Below are 18,361 nucleotides of genomic sequence, written 5' to 3' on the forward strand. Positions count from 1 at the left end.
TAATTTATTTTAAATACTAAGTATATTATAGGGAAAATAATGAATAAATGTATTCCAATGATAATTAATGGAATGATTCAAGATTTTGATAATTATGCATATAAAGAAGTTAAACTAAATAATGATAATAGAGTAAAATTATCTGTCATTACTGAAAGTTCAGTTTCAAAAACATTAAATATCAAAGATAGAATTAATCTAAATTTAAATCAGATTGTGAATTTTTTATATACCGTTGGTCAACGATGGAAAAGTGAAGAATATAATCGGCGACGAACCTATATCCGTGAGTTAAAAACATATCTTGGTTATTCTGATGAAATGGCAAGATTAGAAGCGAATTGGATTGCAATGTTATTGTGCTCTAAAAGTGCTTTGTATGACATTGTTAATTATGATTTGGGCTCTATACACGTATTAGATGAATGGCTTCCACGTGGTGATTGCTATGTTAAAGCACAACCGAAAGGTGTTTCTGTTCACTTGTTAGCTGGTAATGTTCCATTATCAGGAGTGACATCTATTTTGCGTGCTATTTTAACAAAAAATGAGTGCATTATTAAAACTTCGTCTTCAGATCCTTTTACTGCAAACGCTTTAGTTTCCAGTTTTATTGATGTTAATGCAGACCATCCAATAACCAAATCAATGTCTGTTATGTATTGGCCGCATGATGAAGATATGACTCTATCTCAAAGAATAATGAATCATGCCGACGTGGTTATTGCTTGGGGTGGAGACGAGGCGATTAAATGGGCGGTAAAATATTCACCACCGCATGTCGATATTCTGAAATTTGGACCAAAGAAAAGCTTAAGTATTATTGAAGCTCCTAAAGATATAGAAGCCGCAGCAATGGGGGTTGCTCATGATATTTGTTTCTATGACCAGCAAGCCTGCTTCTCTACTCAAGACGTTTATTATATAGGAGATAATTTACCTTTATTTTTAAATGAACTTGAAAAACAGCTAGATCGATACGCGAAAATTTTACCAAAAGGTTCAAATAGTTTTGATGAAAAAGCGGCGTTTACTCTTACTGAAAAAGAAAGTCTATTTGCTGGATATGAAGTGAGAAAGGGAGATAAGCAAGCTTGGTTAATAGTCGTATCACCTACAAATAGCTTTGGAAATCAACCGCTATCACGAAGTGTGTATGTTCATCAAGTATCTGATATTAAAGAGATAATTCCTTTTGTTAATAAAAATAGAACACAAACTGTTTCTATTTATCCTTGGGAAGCGTCATTAAAATATCGAGATAAATTAGCAAGAAGTGGAGTTGAAAGAATTGTTGAATCAGGCATGAATAATATTTTCAGAGTTGGAGGGGCTCATGATTCATTATCTCCTCTCCAGTACCTAGTTAGGTTTGTATCGCATGAGAGACCATTTAATTATACGACAAAAGATGTTGCGGTTGAAATCGAACAAACACGTTACTTAGAGGAAGATAAGTTTTTAGTTTTTGTCCCATAGTTAAAGGAAATTATATGAAAGATGAAAGTGCTTTTTTTACGATTGATCACATCATCAAGCTTGATAATGGTCAGTCTATCCGAGTTTGGGAAACACTCCCTAAAAAGAACGTACCAGAGAAAAAACATACAATACTTATTGCTTCGGGTTTTGCTAGAAGAATGGATCATTTTGCAGGTCTTGCTGAGTATTTATCTACTAACGGTTTTCATGTCATTCGCTACGATTCTTTGCATCATGTTGGATTAAGCAGTGGATGTATAAATGAATTTACGATGTCGATTGGAAAAAATAGCCTGCTTACAGTCGTAGATTGGCTTACAGATCATGGTGTCGAACGAATAGGGCTGATTGCTGCTAGTTTGTCAGCGAGAATCGCCTATGAGGTAGTAAATAAAATTAAATTATCATTTTTAATTACGGCCGTAGGTGTCGTTAATCTTAGAGATACATTAGAAAAAGCATTGGAGTATGACTATTTGCAATTACCTATTTCAGAGTTACCAGAAGATCTTGACTTTGAAGGTCATAATTTAGGATCGGAGGTCTTTGTTACAGATTGCTTTAAACATAATTGGGACACGTTAGACTCGACACTTAATAGTGTTAAAGGATTAGCGATTCCATTTATTGCTTTTACTGCAAACGATGATAGTTGGGTAAAGCAAAGTGAAGTTATAGAGCTCATTGATAGCATTGAATCTAGTAATTGTAAGCTCTATTCGCTAATTGGAAGTTCACATGATCTTGGGGAAAATTTGGTTGTATTAAGAAATTTTTATCAATCAGTGACGAAGGCAGCCTTAGCATTAGATGATGGTTTATTGGATTTAGAGATAGACATTATTGAACCTCGATTTGAGGACGTTACAAGTATTACTGTTAAGGAGCGTAGATTAAAAAATGAAATTGAAAATGAATTATTAGAATTGGCTTAAATAAACAGAATCACCAAAAAGGAATAGAGTATGAAGTTTGGAAATATTTGTTTTTCGTATCAACCACCAGGTGAAACTCATAAGCAAGTAATGGATCGCTTTGTTCGGCTTGGTATCGCCTCAGAAGAGGTAGGGTTTGATACATATTGGACCTTAGAACATCATTTTACAGAGTTTGGTCTTACGGGAAATTTATTTGTTGCTGCGGCTAACCTGTTAGGAAGTTCTGAAGTACCCACCGATTTTTGATGCCTTCTCTGCGTGAGGTTCAAAAAACGCTGATTTGGTCGAAAAGCAGACCTTTCCACTCTTTAATTCATGATTTTTCCTCTAATCGCGCTGTTTCAGGGCGATTAGCCCGCATTACAGGCGCACCTCTCCTGCATTCAACAATCGTTTTCGCACCATCCACAAGTTCGACAAGGCGAACAACGTCGTCTGTTGAGCGATGTTTTTCGTCAGACCACGAAAGCGCACTTTCGTATAGCCAAACTGGCGCTTGATCACTCGAAATGGGTGCTCAACCTTGGCTCTGACTTGCGCTTTCGCATACTCAATTCCGCGTAGCGCACTGCCGATCACCGTGTCTTTGCCATGCTCTTTGTACGAACTGGGCCGTGCAGAAATCGACCAGATCATCTTGCGATCCTGATGTTCCGGGCGCTTCTGCACCCCGGTGTAACCGGCATCGCCACAGACGTGAACCTCTTCCCCATGAAGCAGTTGATCCACTTGTGTCACGTCCGCCACGTTGGCAGGAGTACCGACCACGCTATGAACCAAGCCCGAATCCGCATCGACGCCAATGTGGGATTTCATTCCAAAATAGTACTGATTTCCTTTCTTGGTCTGATGCATCTCGGGATCGCGTTTCTTGTCTTTATTCTTGGTTGAGCTGGGGGCATGAATGATCGTCGCATCCACTATCGTTCCGTGGCGCAACATCAATCCACGCTCACCCAGATAACCGTTGATAACCTGCAAAATCCCGCCCGCCAGGTCATGCTTCTCCAGCAAGCGGCGGAAGTTGAGGATCGTGGTTTCGTCAGGAATTCGATCCAGATGCAGCCCTGCAAACTGACGCAGGATCATCGTTTCATACAGCGATTCCTCCATCGCCGGATCGCTGTAGCCGAACCAGTTCTGCATCAGATGAACCCGCAACATGGCCAGCAACGGATACGCCGGACGACCGCCTTCACCCTTTGGATAATGCGGTTCGATCAAGGCAATCAACCCCTTCCAGGGCACGACTTGATCCATCTCGATCAGGAAGCGCTCACGGCGGGTTTGCTTACGTTTGCCGGCATACTCGGCATCGGCGAAGGACATCTGTTTCATCGGGGCTCAACCGGTCGATTCGTGTGAGGGGGTATTTCACCAGAGTTGGAAGTCTTTTTCAGAGTTTCCTTAGGAAGAACTAAAACATTAAATGTTGGCACTATGGGGGTTGTTATTCCGACAGCACACCCAGTTCGACAGTTAGAAGACGTTTTATTATTAGATCAAATGTCGAAAGGTCGTTTTAATTTTGGAACCGTTCGAGGGCTATACCATAAAGATTTTCGAGTATTTGGTGTTGATATGGAAGAGTCTCGAGCAATTACTCAAAATTTCTACCAGATGATAATGGAAAGCTTACAGACAGGAACCATTAGCTCTGATAGTGATTACATTCAATTTCCTAAGGTTGATGTATATCCCAAAGTGTACTCAAAAAATGTACCAACCTGTATGACTGCTGAGTCCGCAAGTACGACAGAATGGCTAGCAATACAAGGGCTACCAATGGTTCTTAGTTGGATTATTGGTACTAATGAAAAAAAAGCACAGATGGAACTCTATAATGAAATTGCGACAGAATATGGTCATGATATATCTAAAATAGATCATTGTATGACTTATATTTGTTCTGTTGATGATGATGCACAAAAGGCGCAAGATGTTTGTCGGGAGTTTCTGAAAAATTGGTATGACTCATATGTAAATGCGACCAATATCTTTAATGATAGCAATCAAACTCGTGGTTATGATTATCATAAAGGTCAATGGCGTGATTTTGTTTTACAAGGACATACAAACACCAATCGACGTGTTGATTATAGCAATGGTATTAACCCTGTAGGCACTCCTGAGCAGTGTATTGAAATCATTCAACGTGATATTGATGCAACGGGTATTACAAACATTACATGCGGATTTGAAGCTAATGGAACTGAAGATGAAATAATTGCTTCCATGCGACGCTTTATGACACAAGTCGCTCCTTTCTTAAAAGAACCTAAATAAATTACTTATTTGATACTAGAGATAATAAGGAACAAGTTATGAAATTTGGATTATTTTTTCTAAACTTTCAGAAAGATGGAATAACATCTGAAGAAACGTTGGATAATATGGTAAAGACTGTCACGTTAATTGATTCAACTAAATATCATTTTAATACTGCCTTTGTTAATGAACATCACTTTTCAAAAAATGGTATTGTTGGAGCACCTATTACCGCAGCTGGTTTTTTATTAGGGTTAACAAATAAATTACATATTGGTTCATTAAATCAAGTAATTACCACCCATCACCCTGTACGTGTAGCAGAAGAAGCCAGTTTATTAGATCAAATGTCAGAGGGACGCTTCATTCTTGGTTTTAGTGACTGCGAAAGTGATTTCGAAATGGAATTTTTTAGACGTCATATCTCATCAAGGCAACAACAATTTGAAGCATGCTATGAAATAATTAATGACGCATTAACTACAGGTTATTGTCATCCCCAAAACGACTTTTATGATTTTCCAAAGGTTTCAATTAATCCACACTGTTACAGTGAGAATGGACCTAAGCAATATGTATCCGCTACATCAAAAGAAGTCGTCATGTGGGCAGCGAAAAAGGCACTGCCTTTAACATTTAAGTGGGAGGATAATTTAGAAACCAAAGAACGCTATGCAATTCTATATAATAAAACAGCACAACAATATGGTATTGATATTTCGGATGTTGATCATCAATTAACTGTAATTGCGAACTTAAATGCTGATAGAAGTACGGCTCAAGAAGAAGTGAGAGAATACTTAAAAGACTATATCACTGAAACTTACCCTCAAATGGACAGAGATGAAAAAATTAACTGCATTATTGAAGAGAATGCAGTTGGGTCTCATGATGACTATTATGAATCGACAAAATTAGCAGTGGAAAAAACAGGGTCTAAAAATATTTTATTATCCTTTGAATCAATGTCCGATATTAAAGATGTAAAAGATATTATTGATATGTTGAACCAAAAAATCGAAATGAATTTACCATAATAAAATTAAAGGCAATTTCTATATTAGATTGCCTTTTTAAATTTCTGTTGATATTAGGTATTACTGGAGAGGGTATGACTGTCCATACTGAATATAAAAGAAATCAAATCATTGCTAGTTCAGAAATTGATGATCTTATCTTTATGACGAAACCACAAGAGTGGTCATTTGAAGAGCAAAAAGAAATACGGGATAAATTAGTTCGTGAGGCTTTTTATTTTCACTACAATAGAAATGAAGAATATAGAAATTATTGTATCAATCAGCATGTGAGTGATAATTTACACACTATTGATGAAATACCCGTGTTTCCAACATCTGTTTTTAAATATAAGAAATTACATACTGTCACAGCCGAGGACATTGAAAATTGGTATACAAGTAGTGGAACTCGTGGAGTAAAAAGTCATATTGCACGTGATCGTCTTAGCATTGAACGCTTGCTTGGTTCTGTCAACTTCGGAATGAAATACGTTGGAGATTGGTTTGAGCATCAAATGGAATTGATAAATTTAGGACCAGATAGATTCAATACAAATAATATTTGGTTTAAATATGTCATGAGTTTGGTCGAGTTACTTTATCCGACTGAATTTACAGTTGATAATGACAAAATAGATTTTGAAAAAACAGTAAAACATCTATTTAGAATTAAGAATAGTAAAAAAGACATTTGCTTAATTGGGCCACCATTTTTTGTGTATCTTTTGTGCCAATATATGAAAGAAAACAATATTGAATTTAAAGGAGGAGATAGAGTACATATTATTACTGGTGGAGGATGGAAATCTAATCAGAATGACTCTTTAGATCGTGCTGATTTTAATCAATTATTAATGGATACTTTCCAACTCGACAAGATTAATCAAATTAGAGATACCTTTAATCAAGTTGAGCTTAATACTTGTTTTTTTGAAGATGAATTTCAAAGAAAACATGTTCCACCGTGGGTATATGCTCGGGCTCTTGATCCTGAAACCTTGAAACCCGTAGCAGATGGTGAGATCGGGTTGTTAAGTTATATGGACGCCTCATCAACTGCTTACCCTGCTTTTATTGTTACTGATGATATCGGTATTGTAAAAGAAATTAGAGAACCAGATCCTTACCCAGGGGTAACTGTTGAGATTGTTCGGCGCTTAAATACACGTGCGCAAAAAGGATGCGCGCTCTCTATGGCTAATGTCATACAAAAGAATATCAAGGATTAAGTTATGATTGTTGATGGTAGAGTTTCAAAAATAGTATTAGCGTCAATAAGAAATAATATATATAAGGTATTTATTACTGTAAATTCACCAATAAAGTTCATCGCTGGACAATTTGTAATGGTCACGATTAATGGGAAAAAATGCCCTTTTTCAATTGCGAATTGCCCGACAAAAAATTACGAAATAGAATTGCATATTGGTAGTTCGAATAGAGACTGCTCATTGGATATTATCGAATATTTTGTCGATGCTCTTGTTGAGGAAGTCGCAATTGAGTTAGATGCTCCCCATGGAAACGCTTGGTTACGGTCTGAAAGTAATAACCCATTGCTATTAATTGCGGGAGGTACAGGTTTATCATATATAAATAGCATTCTAACAAATTGCTTAAATAGGAATATACCTCAAGATATTTATCTTTACTGGGGAGTAAAAGACAGTTCTCTTTTGTATGAAGATGAAGAGTTACTAAACTTATCACTAAACAACAAAAACTTTCATTATATTCCTGTTATTGAAGATAAAAGTGAAGAATGGATAGGGAGAAAAGGCACTGTTCTTGATGCTGTCATGGAAGATTTTACTGATCTTACTTATTTTGATATTTATGTTTGTGGACCCTTCATGATGGCTAAAACAGCAAAAGAAAAATTAATTGAAGAGAAAAAAGCAAAGTCAGAACAGATGTTTGCCGATGCTTTTGCATACGTATAAAGAGAATATAAAAAGCCAGATTATTAATCCGGCTTTTTTATTATTTCAATGTGTCCAAGGGTAACCAAGTTACTTCAACTCCCGCCTGAGAGAACATATCTTGGCTCACTTGAATTTTTTCACCCCAACGAGATAAGAAGTCTTCAGTTTGTTCAGGGCAATATACTTTTGATATTCCTGTTTGGATGATTTTTGCTGCGCAGTTTGGACAAGGGAAGTGAGTAACCCAAATATCGCAACCTTCTAAATCACGCTTGGCAAATAAAATGGCATTTTCTTCAGCATGAAGTGTTTTTAAATATTTAATTTCACGTTCATCTGTATCTGCACTGTCTGATACACCATGTGGGTAGCCATTAAATCCAACAGAAACAATACGGTTATGCTTGGTGATTACTGCACCAACTTGAGTCGACGGATCCCGCCCCCGTATAGCTTGCCGGAAGTCGCCTTGACCCGCATGGCATAGGCCTATCGTTTCCACGATCAGCGATCGGCTCGTTGCCCTGCGCCGCTCCAAAGCCCGCGACGCAGCGCCGGCAGGCAGAGCAAGTAGAGGGCAGCGCCTGCAATCCATGCCCACCCGTTCCACGTTGTTATAGAAGCCGCATAGATCGCCGTGAAGAGGAGGGGTCCGACGATCGAGGTCAGGCTGGTGAGCGCCGCCAGTGAGCCTTGCAGCTGCCCCTGACGTTCCTCATCCACCTGCCTGGACAACATTGCTTGCAGCGCCGGCATTCCGATGCCACCCGAAGCAAGCAGGACCATGATCGGGAACGCCATCCATCCCCGTGTCGCGAAGGCAAGCAGGATGTAGCCTGTGCCGTCGGCAATCATTCCGAGCATGAGTGCCCGCCTTTCGCCGAGCCGGGCGGCTACAGGGCCGGTGATCATTGCCTGGGCGAGTGAATGCAGAATGCCAAATGCGGCAAGCGAAATGCCGATCGTGGTCGCGTCCCAGTGAAAGCGATCCTCGCCGAAAATGACCCAAAGCGCGGCCGGCACCTGTCCGACAAGTTGCATGATGAAGAAGACCGCCATCAGGGCGGCGACGACGGTCATGCCCCGGGCCCACCGGAACGAAGCGAGCGGGTTGAGAGCCTCCCGGCGTAACGGCCGGCGTTCGCCTTTGTGCGACTCCGGCAAAAGGAAACAGCCCGTCAGGAAATTGAGGCCGTTCAAGGCTGCCGCGGCGAAGAACGGAGCGTGGGGGGAGAAACCGCCCATCAGCCCACCGAGCACAGGTCCCGCGACCATCCCGAACCCGAAACAGGCGCTCATGAAGCCGAAGTGCCGCGCGCGCTCATCGCCATCAGTGATATCGGCAATATAAGCGCCGGCTACCGCCCCAGTCGCCCCGGTGATGCCGGCCACGATCCGCCCGATATAGAGAACCCAAAGGAAAGGCGCCGTCGCCATGATGGCGTAGTCGACAGCAGCGCCGGCCAGCGAGACGAGCAAGACCGGCCGCCGCCCGAAACGATCCGACAGCGCGCCCAGCACAGGTGCGCAGGCAAATTGCATCAACGCATACAGCGCCAGCAGAATGCCATAGTGGGCGGTGACGTCGTTCGAGTGAACCAGATCGCGCAGGAGGCCCGGCAGCACCGGCATAATCAGGCCGATGCCGACAGCGTCGAGCGCGACAGTGCTCAGAATTACGATCAGGGGTCTGTTGGGTTTCACGTCTGGCCTCCGGACCAGCCTCCGCTGGTCCGATTGAACGCGCGGATTCTTTATCACTGATAAGTTGGTGGACATATTATGTTTATCAGTGATAAAGTGTCAAGCATGACAAAGTTGCAGCCGAATACAGTGATCCGTGCCGCCCTGGACCTGTTGAACGAGGTCGGCGTAGACGGTCTGACGACACGCAAACTGGCGGAACGGTTGGGGGTTCAGCAGCCGGCGCTTTACTGGCACTTCAGGAACAAGCGGGCGCTGCTCGACGCACTGGCCGAAGCCATGCTGGCGGAGAATCATACGCATTCGGTGCCGAGAGCCGACGACGACTGGCGCTCATTTCTGATCGGGAATGCCCGCAGCTTCAGGCAGGCGCTGCTCGCCTACCGCGATGGCGCGCGCATCCATGCCGGCACGCGACCGGGCGCACCGCAGATGGAAACGGCCGACGCGCAGCTTCGCTTCCTCTGCGAGGCGGGTTTTTCGGCCGGGGACGCCGTCAATGCGCTGATGACAATCAGCTACTTCACTGTTGGGGCCGTGCTTGAGGAGCAGGCCGGCGACAGCGATGCCGGCGAGCGCGGCGGCACCGTTGAACAGGCTCCGCTCTCGCCGCTGTTGCGGGCCGCGATAGACGCCTTCGACGAAGCCGGTCCGGACGCAGCGTTCGAGCAGGGACTCGCGGTGATTGTCGATGGATTGGCGAAAAGGAGGCTCGTTGTCAGGAACGTTGAAGGACCGAGAAAGGGTGACGATTGATCAGGACCGCTGCCGGAGCGCAACCCACTCACTACAGCAGAGCCATGTAGACAACATCCCCTCCCCCTTTCCACCGCGTCAGACGCCCGTAGCAGCCCGCTACGGGCTTTTTCATGCCCTGCCCTAGCGTCCAAGCCTCACGGCCGCGCTCGGCCTCTCTGGCGGCCTTCTGGCGCTCCTGCTGCGGCGTCCGCTCGTGGGCCGTGGCGCGGGTCCGCGCGCCGGCCTCGTGCGCCTGGCGCTCGCGGGCGAGGTCCAGGGCGGCCGTCTTCACGTTCTGCCTTGCGCAGATGAGATAGGGGAGCCCGCAGAATTAACGCGTTGGCCAATTCCATCAAGAGCTGTAGCTGCTTCCTCTGCGTGAGCTACACTCGTGTGCGCTTGCCGACTACTTTGCTCCATGACTGTAACAGCGGATTGCGCTCGCTCTTGTAGAGCGCTGATCATGCTTTGAATATCCGTTGTCGATTGCTGTGTGCGAGCAGCAAGACTGCGAACCTCATCGGCGACAACAGCAAAACCACGCCCCTGCTCACCAGCACGCGCGGCCTCAATTGCTGCGTTGAGTGCCAACAAATTCGTTTGCTCGGCGATCCCTCGTATAACGTCAAGAACTTTTGATATCTCGTTACTTTGACCTTCAAGCTCATGAATAACCTGAGTGGCTTGCCTAATTTCACCTTCAAGGGCAGTGATTGACTGGCTTGTGTGGGCTACCAGACGCTGGCCAGATGCCGTCTCAGTGTCTGCTCTTCCGGCCGCATCTGCAGCATGCTGTGCATTGCTCGCAACCTCTTGAATGCTTGCCACCATTTGGTTTACTGCCGTTGCTATTTGATCTGTCTCTGCCTGCTGCTCAACTGTAAGTACATTGCTTGACTCAATATCCTTTAGTAGGCCTCGGGTGTGTTCGCTAAGCCGATTTGATGCATCACCTATGCGACCTACTATGGCGCCTGTTTCAGCTTGCATCATTCGTAAAGCAAACTCTATTTGGCCAAACTCATCGGTGCGCCCAGTGTAGAGGGATTGACTTAATGGGTTATTGGAAATATTCCTGGCTCTTTCAACCAGTCTTCCAAGAGGAGAGAGAATAGCCAAAACACTAACAGAGCTTAAGCTTCCTGACATTAAAGTGGCTAACAATAAGCTGCTTATTGATGTATCAGTAAGCATGCCGGCAGCCATTGCGCTTGATATAATACTACCCCATATGAGCAAGAGTATTTTCACGGAAAAGCTAGCAGCCAATTTCGGCCTCGCGGCCTTCCCGCTTCTCAATTGAGCATATAATTTTTCCGCAGCCAAAACCTGCTCAGGTTCAGGCTTGGTCCTTACAGACTGGTATTCAACAATCGAACCATTCTTAGCTATTGGCGTTACATAAGCACTTACCCAATAGTGGTCGCCATTTTTACAGCGATTTTTTACTAGCCCCATCCATGAGCGGCCAGATTTTAATGTACTCCACATATGCTCAAATGCAGCAGGCGGCATATCTGGGTGTCTTACGATGTTGTGAGGCTGGCCTAATAGTTCTTCCTCAGTGAAACCACTGATTTTAATGAAGTCAGGATTAACGTACGTGATATGGCTTTGAGGGGAGGTAGTCGAAAGAATATTGGCATCTTTTGGGAGTTCTAAGTTTCGACCCGTCACTGGTAAATTCTGGCGCATAAGAACCTCAAGGGTTGGCTGTTTTATTTTATTGTTTTCGGCATTAAGCCCAATTTCTTGAGCGTTACGATAAAGCTAGCATGGAAACGATAGGTGCAAGCAAGTTAAGGGTTGCATCGCGCATGTCAATCTAGGCTATACCCTAACTTGATGTCAGGCAGGGCCGCGCCGCTTCGTCAGAATAGAGTCTGCTTTCCCATTTTTTGACACATGCCCGCGAAGGTTATAGATTTCAGCCTGACAGAAATGGGCTTTGAGGCACAACGGAACAGAAAGTGCACTTAAGCCGCCTTCAACCAAGGAGACATCGTGCAGGGGCACCGCATCGGCTACGTCCGGGTCAGCAGCTTTGACCAGAACCCGGAACGCCAGCTGGAACAAACCCAGGTGAGCAAGGTGTTCACCGACAAGGCATCGGGCAAGGACACCCAGCGCCCCCAGCTCGAAGCGCTGCTGAGCTTCGTCCGCGAAGGCGATACAGTGGTGGTGCACAGCATGGATCGGCTGGCCCGCAACCTCGATGACCTGCGTCGCTTGGTACAGAAGCTGACTCAGCGCGGCGTGCGCATCGAGTTCCTGAAGGAGGGCCTGGTGTTCACTGGCGAGGACTCGCCGATGGCCAACCTGATGCTGTCGGTGATGGGGGCCTTCGCTGAGTTCGAGCGCGCCCTGATCCGCGAGCGGCAGCGTGAGGGCATCGCCTTGGCCAAGCAGCGTGGCGCGTACCGGGGCCGCAAGAAAGCCCTGTCCGATGAGCAGGCTGCTACCCTGCGGCAGCGAGCGACGGCCGGCGAGCCCAAGGCGCAGCTTGCCCGCGAGTTCAACATCAGCCGGGAAACCCTCTACCAGTACCTCCGCACGGACGACTGACACATGCCGCGTCGCTTGATCCTCTCGGCCACGGAGCGGGACACCCTGCTTGCGCTGCCGGAAAGCCAGGATGACCTGATCCGCTACTACACCTTCAACGACTCCGACCTGTCGCTGATCCGCCAGCGACGCGGCGACGCCAACCGCCTCGGCTTCGCCGTGCAGCTCTGCCTGCTGCGCTACCCCGGTTACGCGCTGGGAACCGACAGCGAGCTGCCCGAGCCGGTCATCCTGTGGGTGGCGAAGCAAGTCCAGGCCGAGCCGGCGAGCTGGGCAAAGTACGGCGAGCGCGACGTGACCCGTCGCGAGCATGCCCAGGAACTGCGCACCTACCTGCAACTGGCCCCGTTCGGCCTGTCCGACTTCCGCGCCCTGGTGCGCGAGCTAACCGAGCTGGCCCAGCAGACCGACAAAGGCTTGCTGCTGGCCGGTCAGGCCCTGGAGAGCCTACGGCAGAAACGACGCATCCTGCCGGCGCTGAGCGTGATTGACCGGGCCTGCTCGGAAGCCATTGCGCGAGCCAATCGGCGGGTCTACCGCGCCCTGGTCGAACCACTCACGGACTCGCATCGGGCCAAGCTGGACGAGCTGTTGAAGCTCAAGGCCGGCAGCAGCATCACCTGGTTGACCTGGCTGCGCCAGGCACCGCTGAAACCCAACTCTCGGCACATGCTGGAACACATCGAGCGGCTGAAGACATTTCAGTTGGTGGACTTGCCCGAAGGCCTGGGCCGGCACATCCACCAGAACCGCCTGCTCAAGCTGGCCCGCGAGGGTGGGCAGATGACGCCCAAAGACCTCGGTAAGTTCGAGCCGCAGCGCCGCTACGCGACCCTGGCCGCCGTGGTGCTGGAGAGCACCGCGACCGTGATCGATGAGCTGGTCGATCTGCATGACCGCATCCTGGTCAAGCTGTTCAGCGGCGCGAAGCACAAGCATCAGCAGCAGTTCCAGAAGCAGGGCAAGGCGATCAACGACAAGGTGCGCCTGTACTCCAGGATCGGCCAGGCGCTGCTGGAAGCGAAGGAAAGCGGCAGCGACCCCTATGCCGCCATCGAGGCGGTGATTCCCTGGGACGAGTTCACCGAGAGCGTCAGCGAGGCCGAGCTGCTGGCCCGGCCGGAAGGCTTCGACCACCTGCACCTGGTCGGCGAGAACTTCGCCACCCTGCGCCGTTACACGCCGGCCTTGCTGGAGGTGCTGGAACTGCGCGCCGCGCCGGCCGCGCAAGGCGTGCTGGCAGCCGTGCAGACCCTGCGTGAGATGAACGCCGACAACCTGCGCAAGGTGCCGGCCGATGCACCCACGGCCTTCATCAAGCCGCGCTGGAAGCCGCTGGTGATCACCCCGGAAGGCCTCGACCGGAAATTCTACGAAATCTGCGCCCTGTCCGAGCTGAAGAACGCCCTGCGCTCCGGCGACATCTGGGTCAAGGGCTCGCGGCAGTTCCGCGACTTCGACGACTACCTGCTGCCGGCCGAGAAGTTCGCCGCACTCAAGCGCGAGCAGGCCCTGCCCCTGGCGATCAACCCGAACAGCGACCAGTACCTGGAAGAGCGTTTGCAGCTGCTGGACGAGCAGTTGGCCACCGTCACCCGCCTGGCCAAGGACAACGAGCTGCCCGATGCCATCCTCACCGAGTCAGGGCTGAAAATCACCCCGCTGGATGCGGCGGTGCCGGATCGGGCGCAGGCGCTGATCGACCAAACCAGCCAGTTACTGCCGCGCATCAAGATCACCGAACTGCTGATGGACGTGGACGACTGGACGGGCTTCAGCCGCCACTTCACCCACTTGAAGGACGGGGCCGAGGCCAAAGACAGGACGTTGCTGCTGTCCGCAATCCTCGGTGATGCGATCAACCTCGGGCTGACCAAGATGGCCGAGTCGAGCCCCGGCCTGACCTACGCCAAGCTGTCCTGGCTGCAAGCCTGGCACATCCGCGACGAAACCTATTCGGCGGCCTTGGCCGAGCTGGTCAACCACCAGTATCGCCACGCCTTTGCCGCCCACTGGGGCGACGGCACGACCTCATCCTCCGATGGCCAGCGCTTCCGCGCGGGTGGCCGGGGCGAGAGCACCGGGCACGTCAACCCGAAGTACGGTAGCGAGCCGGGACGGCTGTTCTATACCCATATCTCCGACCAGTACGCGCCGTTCAGCACCCGCGTGGTGAATGTCGGCGTCCGCGATTCCACCTATGTGCTCGACGGCCTGCTGTACCACGAGTCCGACCTGCGGATCGAGGAGCACTACACCGACACGGCCGGCTTCACCGATCACGTCTTTGCCCTGATGCACCTGCTAGGCTTCCGCTTCGCGCCGCGCATCCGCGACCTCGGCGAAACCAAGCTGTACGTGCCGCAGGGCGTGCAAGCCTACCCGACGTTGCGCCCGCTGATCGGCGGCACCCTGAACATCAAGCACGTGCGTGCCCACTGGGACGACATCCTGCGCCTGGCCAGCTCGATCAAGCAGGGCACCGTCACCGCCTCGCTGATGCTGCGCAAGCTCGGCAGCTACCCGCGCCAGAACGGACTGGCCGTGGCCCTGCGCGAGCTGGGCCGGATCGAGCGCACGCTGTTCATCCTGGACTGGCTGCAAAGTGTTGAACTGCGCCGCCGCGTGCATGCCGGCCTGAACAAAGGTGAGGCGCGCAACTCGCTGGCCAGGGCGGTGTTCTTCAACCGCCTTGGGGAAATCAGGGATCGGAGCTTCGAGCAGCAGCGCTACCGGGCCAGCGGCCTCAACCTGGTGACGGCGGCTATCGTGCTGTGGAACACGGTGTACCTGGAACGCGCCACCCAGGGGTTGGTCGAGGCCGGCAAGCCGGTGGACGGCGAGCTGCTGCAATTCCTGTCGCCGCTGGGCTGGGAGCACATCAACCTAACCGGCGATTACGTCTGGCGGCAGAGCCGCAGACTGGAAGACGGGAAGTTTCGGCCCTTACGGATGCCCGGAAAACCTTAGCGTACGATTTTTTCCGAATTCTGCGGGCTCCCCTAGTAAATCACCTCCCAAAAGGTATCGCCCAATTCAGGAAGCGCGCCACACAGGTCGAGCAAAAGGGGGGCGAAGTGCAAGTGCTATTCGCCGACGGCACAGAGCACCGCTGTGACCTTCTAATCGGTGCCGACGGAATCAAGTCAGCGCTGCGTAGTCATGTGCTGGAAGGTCAGGGGCTGGCCCCACAGGTACCGCGCTTCAGCGGCACCTGTGCCTATCGGGGGATGGTCGACAGCCTACACCTGCGCGAAGCCTATCGAGCCCAGGGCATCGACGAGCACTTGGTGGACGTACCGCAGATGTACCTAGGGCTTGACGGCCATATCCTCACTTTTCCGGTGAGGAATGGCCGCCTCATCAACGTTGTGGCCTTCATTTCCGACCGTAGTGAGCCGAAGCCGAACTGGCCCGCGGATGCCCCTTGGGTGCGCGATGTGAGCCAGCGAGAGATGCTCGATGCCTTCGCGGGTTGGGGTGATGCCGCGCGCACCCTGCTGGAGTGCATCCCGGCACCAACTCTCTGGGCACTGCACGACCTGGCGGAGCTGCCGGGCTACGTGCACGGGCGGGTCGTCCTGATCGGCGACGCAGCTCACGCCATGCTGCCGCACCAAGGCGCCGGTGCCGCCCAAGGACTTGAGGACGCCTACTTCCTCGCCCGCCTGTTGGGCGATACCCAAGTCGATGCAGACAACCTCGCCGAGCTGCTTGAAGCCTACGACGACCTGCGCCGCCCTCGTGCCTGTCGCGTGCAGCGAACCTCCCGGGAGACCGGCGAGTTATACGAGTTTCGCGACCCCGTCGTAGGTGCGAACGAGCATCTGCTGGGGGAAAACCTGGCGACCCGCTTCGACTGGCTGTGGAGCCACGACCTCGACGCCGACCTGGCCGAGGCACGTGCGCGCCTGGGTTGGGAAAATGGTAGCCGGGGTGTGCTACGTCAAGGGTGACAACGTTGATAACGGTCGCGGATTCGAGGGCAAACAATTCGATTGCGTCCTGGACGTCGGCTATGTGGTGGAGAGGGGCTCGCTTAAGGGGCTGAGCGTCAGGAGTGGAATGTCACTACGGGTTCCAACCACCAGGCTGACGTCGATGAGAACCGCTTGATCTTTAACTACACGTGGAAGCTTCTAAGCATGGGCGGCCTACCGGCCCTAGCGTCAGTGGGCCGATACCACAACCGCATCCTAAACCTAATATAGTTTCCTTGCATGCTGCGCCGCTGAGCGCCGCTGGACGTGACAATGCACAACAGTAACAAGATGCCTTGCTCGTTCCGTTCCACCTTCACCGTCAGTGCTCTGGCATTGGCCCTCAGCATTTCACTGGCGAGGGCGGTCAAGGCGGCCGAACCGATCAAGATTTGTCTTTTGATGTCCTACATCGGCACCGTCGCGGCCCAAAGTGAAGCTACTCCGGCTCTGCCTTGGTTGAACGGAGGAAGATATGTCAGAGGCCTTTGAAATCACTGTGCAGCCTGGCGGAGAGCGATTTGCCTGTCAGCCGCTGCAATCAGTGTTAAGTGCAATGGAGACGCAGGGTAAGCAATGCTTACCAGTGGGCTGTCGTGGTGGCGGTTGTGGCTTGTGCAAGGTGAGGGTTCTTGCCGGTGACTACGAGTGCGGGCGTGTGAGCTGCAAGCACCTGCCGGTAGAAGCCCGCGAACAAGGCTACGCCTTGGCCTGCCGACTGTTTGCCCGGAGCGATCTATGTATCGAGCGTTATTCAAAGCCTGGCAGTGAAAACACGGTCGATCCACAATAATAAAGAGAATAGGTGATGTCATGAAGAAAGGTGTAATGCGCCCAGGGCACGTGCAACTGCGTGTACTGGACATGGGTAAGGCGTTGGAACACTACATCGAATTGTTGGGCCTGATCGAGATGGATCGTGACGACCAGGGCCGTGTCTATCTGAAGGCCTGGAGTGAGGTTGACAAATTTTCTGTAGTGCTACGCGAAGCTGATGAGCCAGGTATGGATTTCATGGGTTTCAAGGTGGTAGATGAGGTGTCTCTCCAGCAACTTGAGCAGGATCTGCAGGCACATGGCTGTTCCGTCGAACAGGTACCGGCGGGGGAGCTCAATAGTTGCGGTCGGCGTGTGCGCTTCCAAGCCCCCTCAGGGCATCACTTCGAGTTGTATGCTGACAAGGAATACACTGGCAAATGGGGTGTGAATGAGGTCAATCCCGAAGCCTGGCCACGCGATCTGAAAGGTATGTCGGCGGTGCGTTTCGATCATTGCCTGCTGTATGGTGATGAACTACAAGCCACTTATGAGTTGTTTACCGAGGTACTCGGCTTTTACCTGGCCGAGCAAGTGGTCGATGCCGAGGGTATACGCCTAGCACAGTTTCTAAGCTTGTCGACCAAGGCCCACGATGTGGCTTTTATCCAGCATGCGGAGAAGGGTAAGTTCCATCATGCCTCATTCCTCCTCGATACCTGGGAGGACGTGTTGCGCGCTGCCGACCTGATCAGCATGACCGACACCTCGATCGATATCGGCCCGACCAGGCACGGCCTGACCCACGGCAAGACCATTTATTTCTTCGACCCGTCCGGCAACCGCTGCGAGGTGTTCTGCGGCGGGAACTACAACTATCCGGATCACAAGCCGGTGACTTGGTTGGCCAAGGATGTGGGCAAGGCGATCTTCTATCACGACCGGGTGCTCAACGAACGATTCATGACCGTTATGACCTAAAGGCC

The 18,361-nt window shown here is 50.0% G+C and carries 15 protein-coding genes and 3 pseudogenes; 13 read left to right on the forward strand and 5 right to left on the reverse strand.

Features of this window, described 5'->3' with window-relative positions; genetic code table 11:
* Positions 1–39: 39 nt before the first annotated feature.
* The 3 genes and pseudogenes from HK44_RS28820 to HK44_RS28830 all read left to right on the forward strand — a co-directional run.
* Entirely contained in the window at positions 40–1,479 is a 1,440-nt protein-coding gene (locus HK44_RS28820) for an aldehyde dehydrogenase family protein (protein ID WP_080690701.1), read from the forward strand.
* Between the two features lie 14 nt (positions 1,480–1,493).
* A complete protein-coding gene (locus HK44_RS28825) occupies positions 1,494–2,417 on the forward strand; it encodes an acyl transferase (protein WP_080690702.1) in 924 nt (307 codons plus the stop codon).
* Positions 2,418–2,447: 30 nt separating this feature from the next.
* A pseudogene (locus HK44_RS28830) lies at positions 2,448–2,648 on the forward strand (LLM class flavin-dependent oxidoreductase); the annotation flags it as partial.
* A gap of 132 nt (positions 2,649–2,780) precedes the next feature.
* Here the strand turns inward: HK44_RS28830 and HK44_RS28835 are convergent.
* A complete protein-coding gene (locus tag HK44_RS28835; RefSeq protein WP_024264756.1) occupies positions 2,781–3,758 on the reverse strand; it encodes an IS5 family transposase in 978 nt (325 codons plus the stop codon).
* Positions 3,759–3,827: 69 nt separating this feature from the next.
* Here HK44_RS28835 and HK44_RS28840 point away from each other — a divergent pair.
* The 4 genes and pseudogenes from HK44_RS28840 to fre all read left to right on the forward strand — a co-directional run.
* Positions 3,828–4,706 (forward strand): annotated as a pseudogene (locus HK44_RS28840) (LLM class flavin-dependent oxidoreductase); the annotation flags it as partial.
* A 38-nt stretch (positions 4,707–4,744) separates the two neighbouring features.
* The gene (locus HK44_RS28845) at positions 4,745–5,725 is read left to right on the forward strand and encodes an alkanal monooxygenase (protein ID WP_005423450.1); all 981 of its coding nucleotides are present in this window, start codon (positions 4,745–4,747) and stop codon (positions 5,723–5,725) included.
* 74 nt (positions 5,726–5,799) lie between these two features.
* On the forward strand, positions 5,800–6,936 hold the full coding sequence (locus HK44_RS28850) for a long-chain-fatty-acid--luciferin-component ligase (RefSeq protein ID WP_005423445.1): 1,137 nt from the start codon (positions 5,800–5,802) through the stop codon (positions 6,934–6,936).
* Positions 6,937–6,939: 3 nt separating this feature from the next.
* Entirely contained in the window at positions 6,940–7,650 is a 711-nt protein-coding gene (fre, locus tag HK44_RS28855; RefSeq protein WP_012535170.1) for an NAD(P)H-flavin reductase, read from the forward strand.
* A gap of 40 nt (positions 7,651–7,690) precedes the next feature.
* Here fre and HK44_RS28860 read toward each other — a convergent pair whose 3' ends face one another.
* Positions 7,691–8,134, reverse strand: a complete 444-nt coding sequence (locus HK44_RS28860; RefSeq protein ID WP_019694532.1) for a dCMP deaminase family protein — start codon at positions 8,132–8,134, stop codon at positions 7,691–7,693.
* Positions 8,135–8,136: 2 nt separating this feature from the next.
* Positions 8,137–9,336, reverse strand: a complete 1,200-nt coding sequence (gene tet(A) / locus HK44_RS28865; RefSeq protein WP_000804064.1) for a tetracycline efflux MFS transporter Tet(A) — start codon at positions 9,334–9,336, stop codon at positions 8,137–8,139.
* 105 nt (positions 9,337–9,441) lie between these two features.
* Between tet(A) and tetR(A) the strand changes: the two genes are divergently transcribed.
* Positions 9,442–10,092, forward strand: coding sequence for a tetracycline resistance transcriptional repressor TetR(A) (gene tetR(A) / locus HK44_RS28870; protein WP_000164043.1), 651 nt, complete (start codon positions 9,442–9,444; stop codon positions 10,090–10,092).
* Between the two features lie 31 nt (positions 10,093–10,123).
* Here tetR(A) and HK44_RS28875 read toward each other — a convergent pair whose 3' ends face one another.
* Entirely contained in the window at positions 10,124–10,366 is a 243-nt protein-coding gene (locus HK44_RS28875; protein WP_000844627.1) for a transposase, read from the reverse strand.
* The gene (locus tag HK44_RS28880) at positions 10,363–11,769 is read right to left on the reverse strand and encodes a methyl-accepting chemotaxis protein (RefSeq protein ID WP_019694531.1); all 1,407 of its coding nucleotides are present in this window, start codon (positions 11,767–11,769) and stop codon (positions 10,363–10,365) included. The genes HK44_RS28875 and HK44_RS28880 overlap by 4 nt, the downstream gene beginning before the upstream one ends.
* A 309-nt stretch (positions 11,770–12,078) precedes the next feature.
* On the opposite strand from HK44_RS28880, the gene HK44_RS28885 reads away from it, so the two are divergent.
* The 5 genes and pseudogenes from HK44_RS28885 (at position 12,079) to HK44_RS28905 (ending at position 18,356) form a co-directional block, all read left to right on the forward strand.
* Positions 12,079–12,639, forward strand: a complete 561-nt coding sequence (locus HK44_RS28885) for a recombinase family protein (protein ID WP_001161490.1) — start codon at positions 12,079–12,081, stop codon at positions 12,637–12,639.
* A 3-nt stretch (positions 12,640–12,642) separates the two neighbouring features.
* Complete coding sequence (locus tag HK44_RS28890; protein ID WP_001138014.1) at positions 12,643–15,609, forward strand: Tn3-like element TnAs1 family transposase; 2,967 nt, start codon at positions 12,643–12,645, stop codon at positions 15,607–15,609.
* A 32-nt stretch (positions 15,610–15,641) separates the two neighbouring features.
* A pseudogene (salA, locus tag HK44_RS28895) lies at positions 15,642–16,595 on the forward strand (salicylate 1-monooxygenase); the annotation flags it as partial.
* Between the two features lie 499 nt (positions 16,596–17,094).
* Positions 17,095–17,412 (forward strand): 2Fe-2S iron-sulfur cluster-binding protein, encoded by a 318-nt coding sequence (locus tag HK44_RS28900; RefSeq protein WP_011117432.1) that lies wholly within the window; start codon positions 17,095–17,097, stop codon positions 17,410–17,412.
* A 20-nt stretch (positions 17,413–17,432) separates the two neighbouring features.
* A complete protein-coding gene (locus tag HK44_RS28905; protein ID WP_011117431.1) occupies positions 17,433–18,356 on the forward strand; it encodes a catechol 2,3-dioxygenase in 924 nt (307 codons plus the stop codon).
* The last annotated feature ends 5 nt before the right edge of the window (positions 18,357–18,361 follow it).

Origin of the sequence: Pseudomonas fluorescens HK44 (assembly GCF_000217955.3) — a bacterium.
GTDB lineage: Bacteria > Pseudomonadota > Gammaproteobacteria > Pseudomonadales > Pseudomonadaceae > Aquipseudomonas > Aquipseudomonas fluorescens_AQ.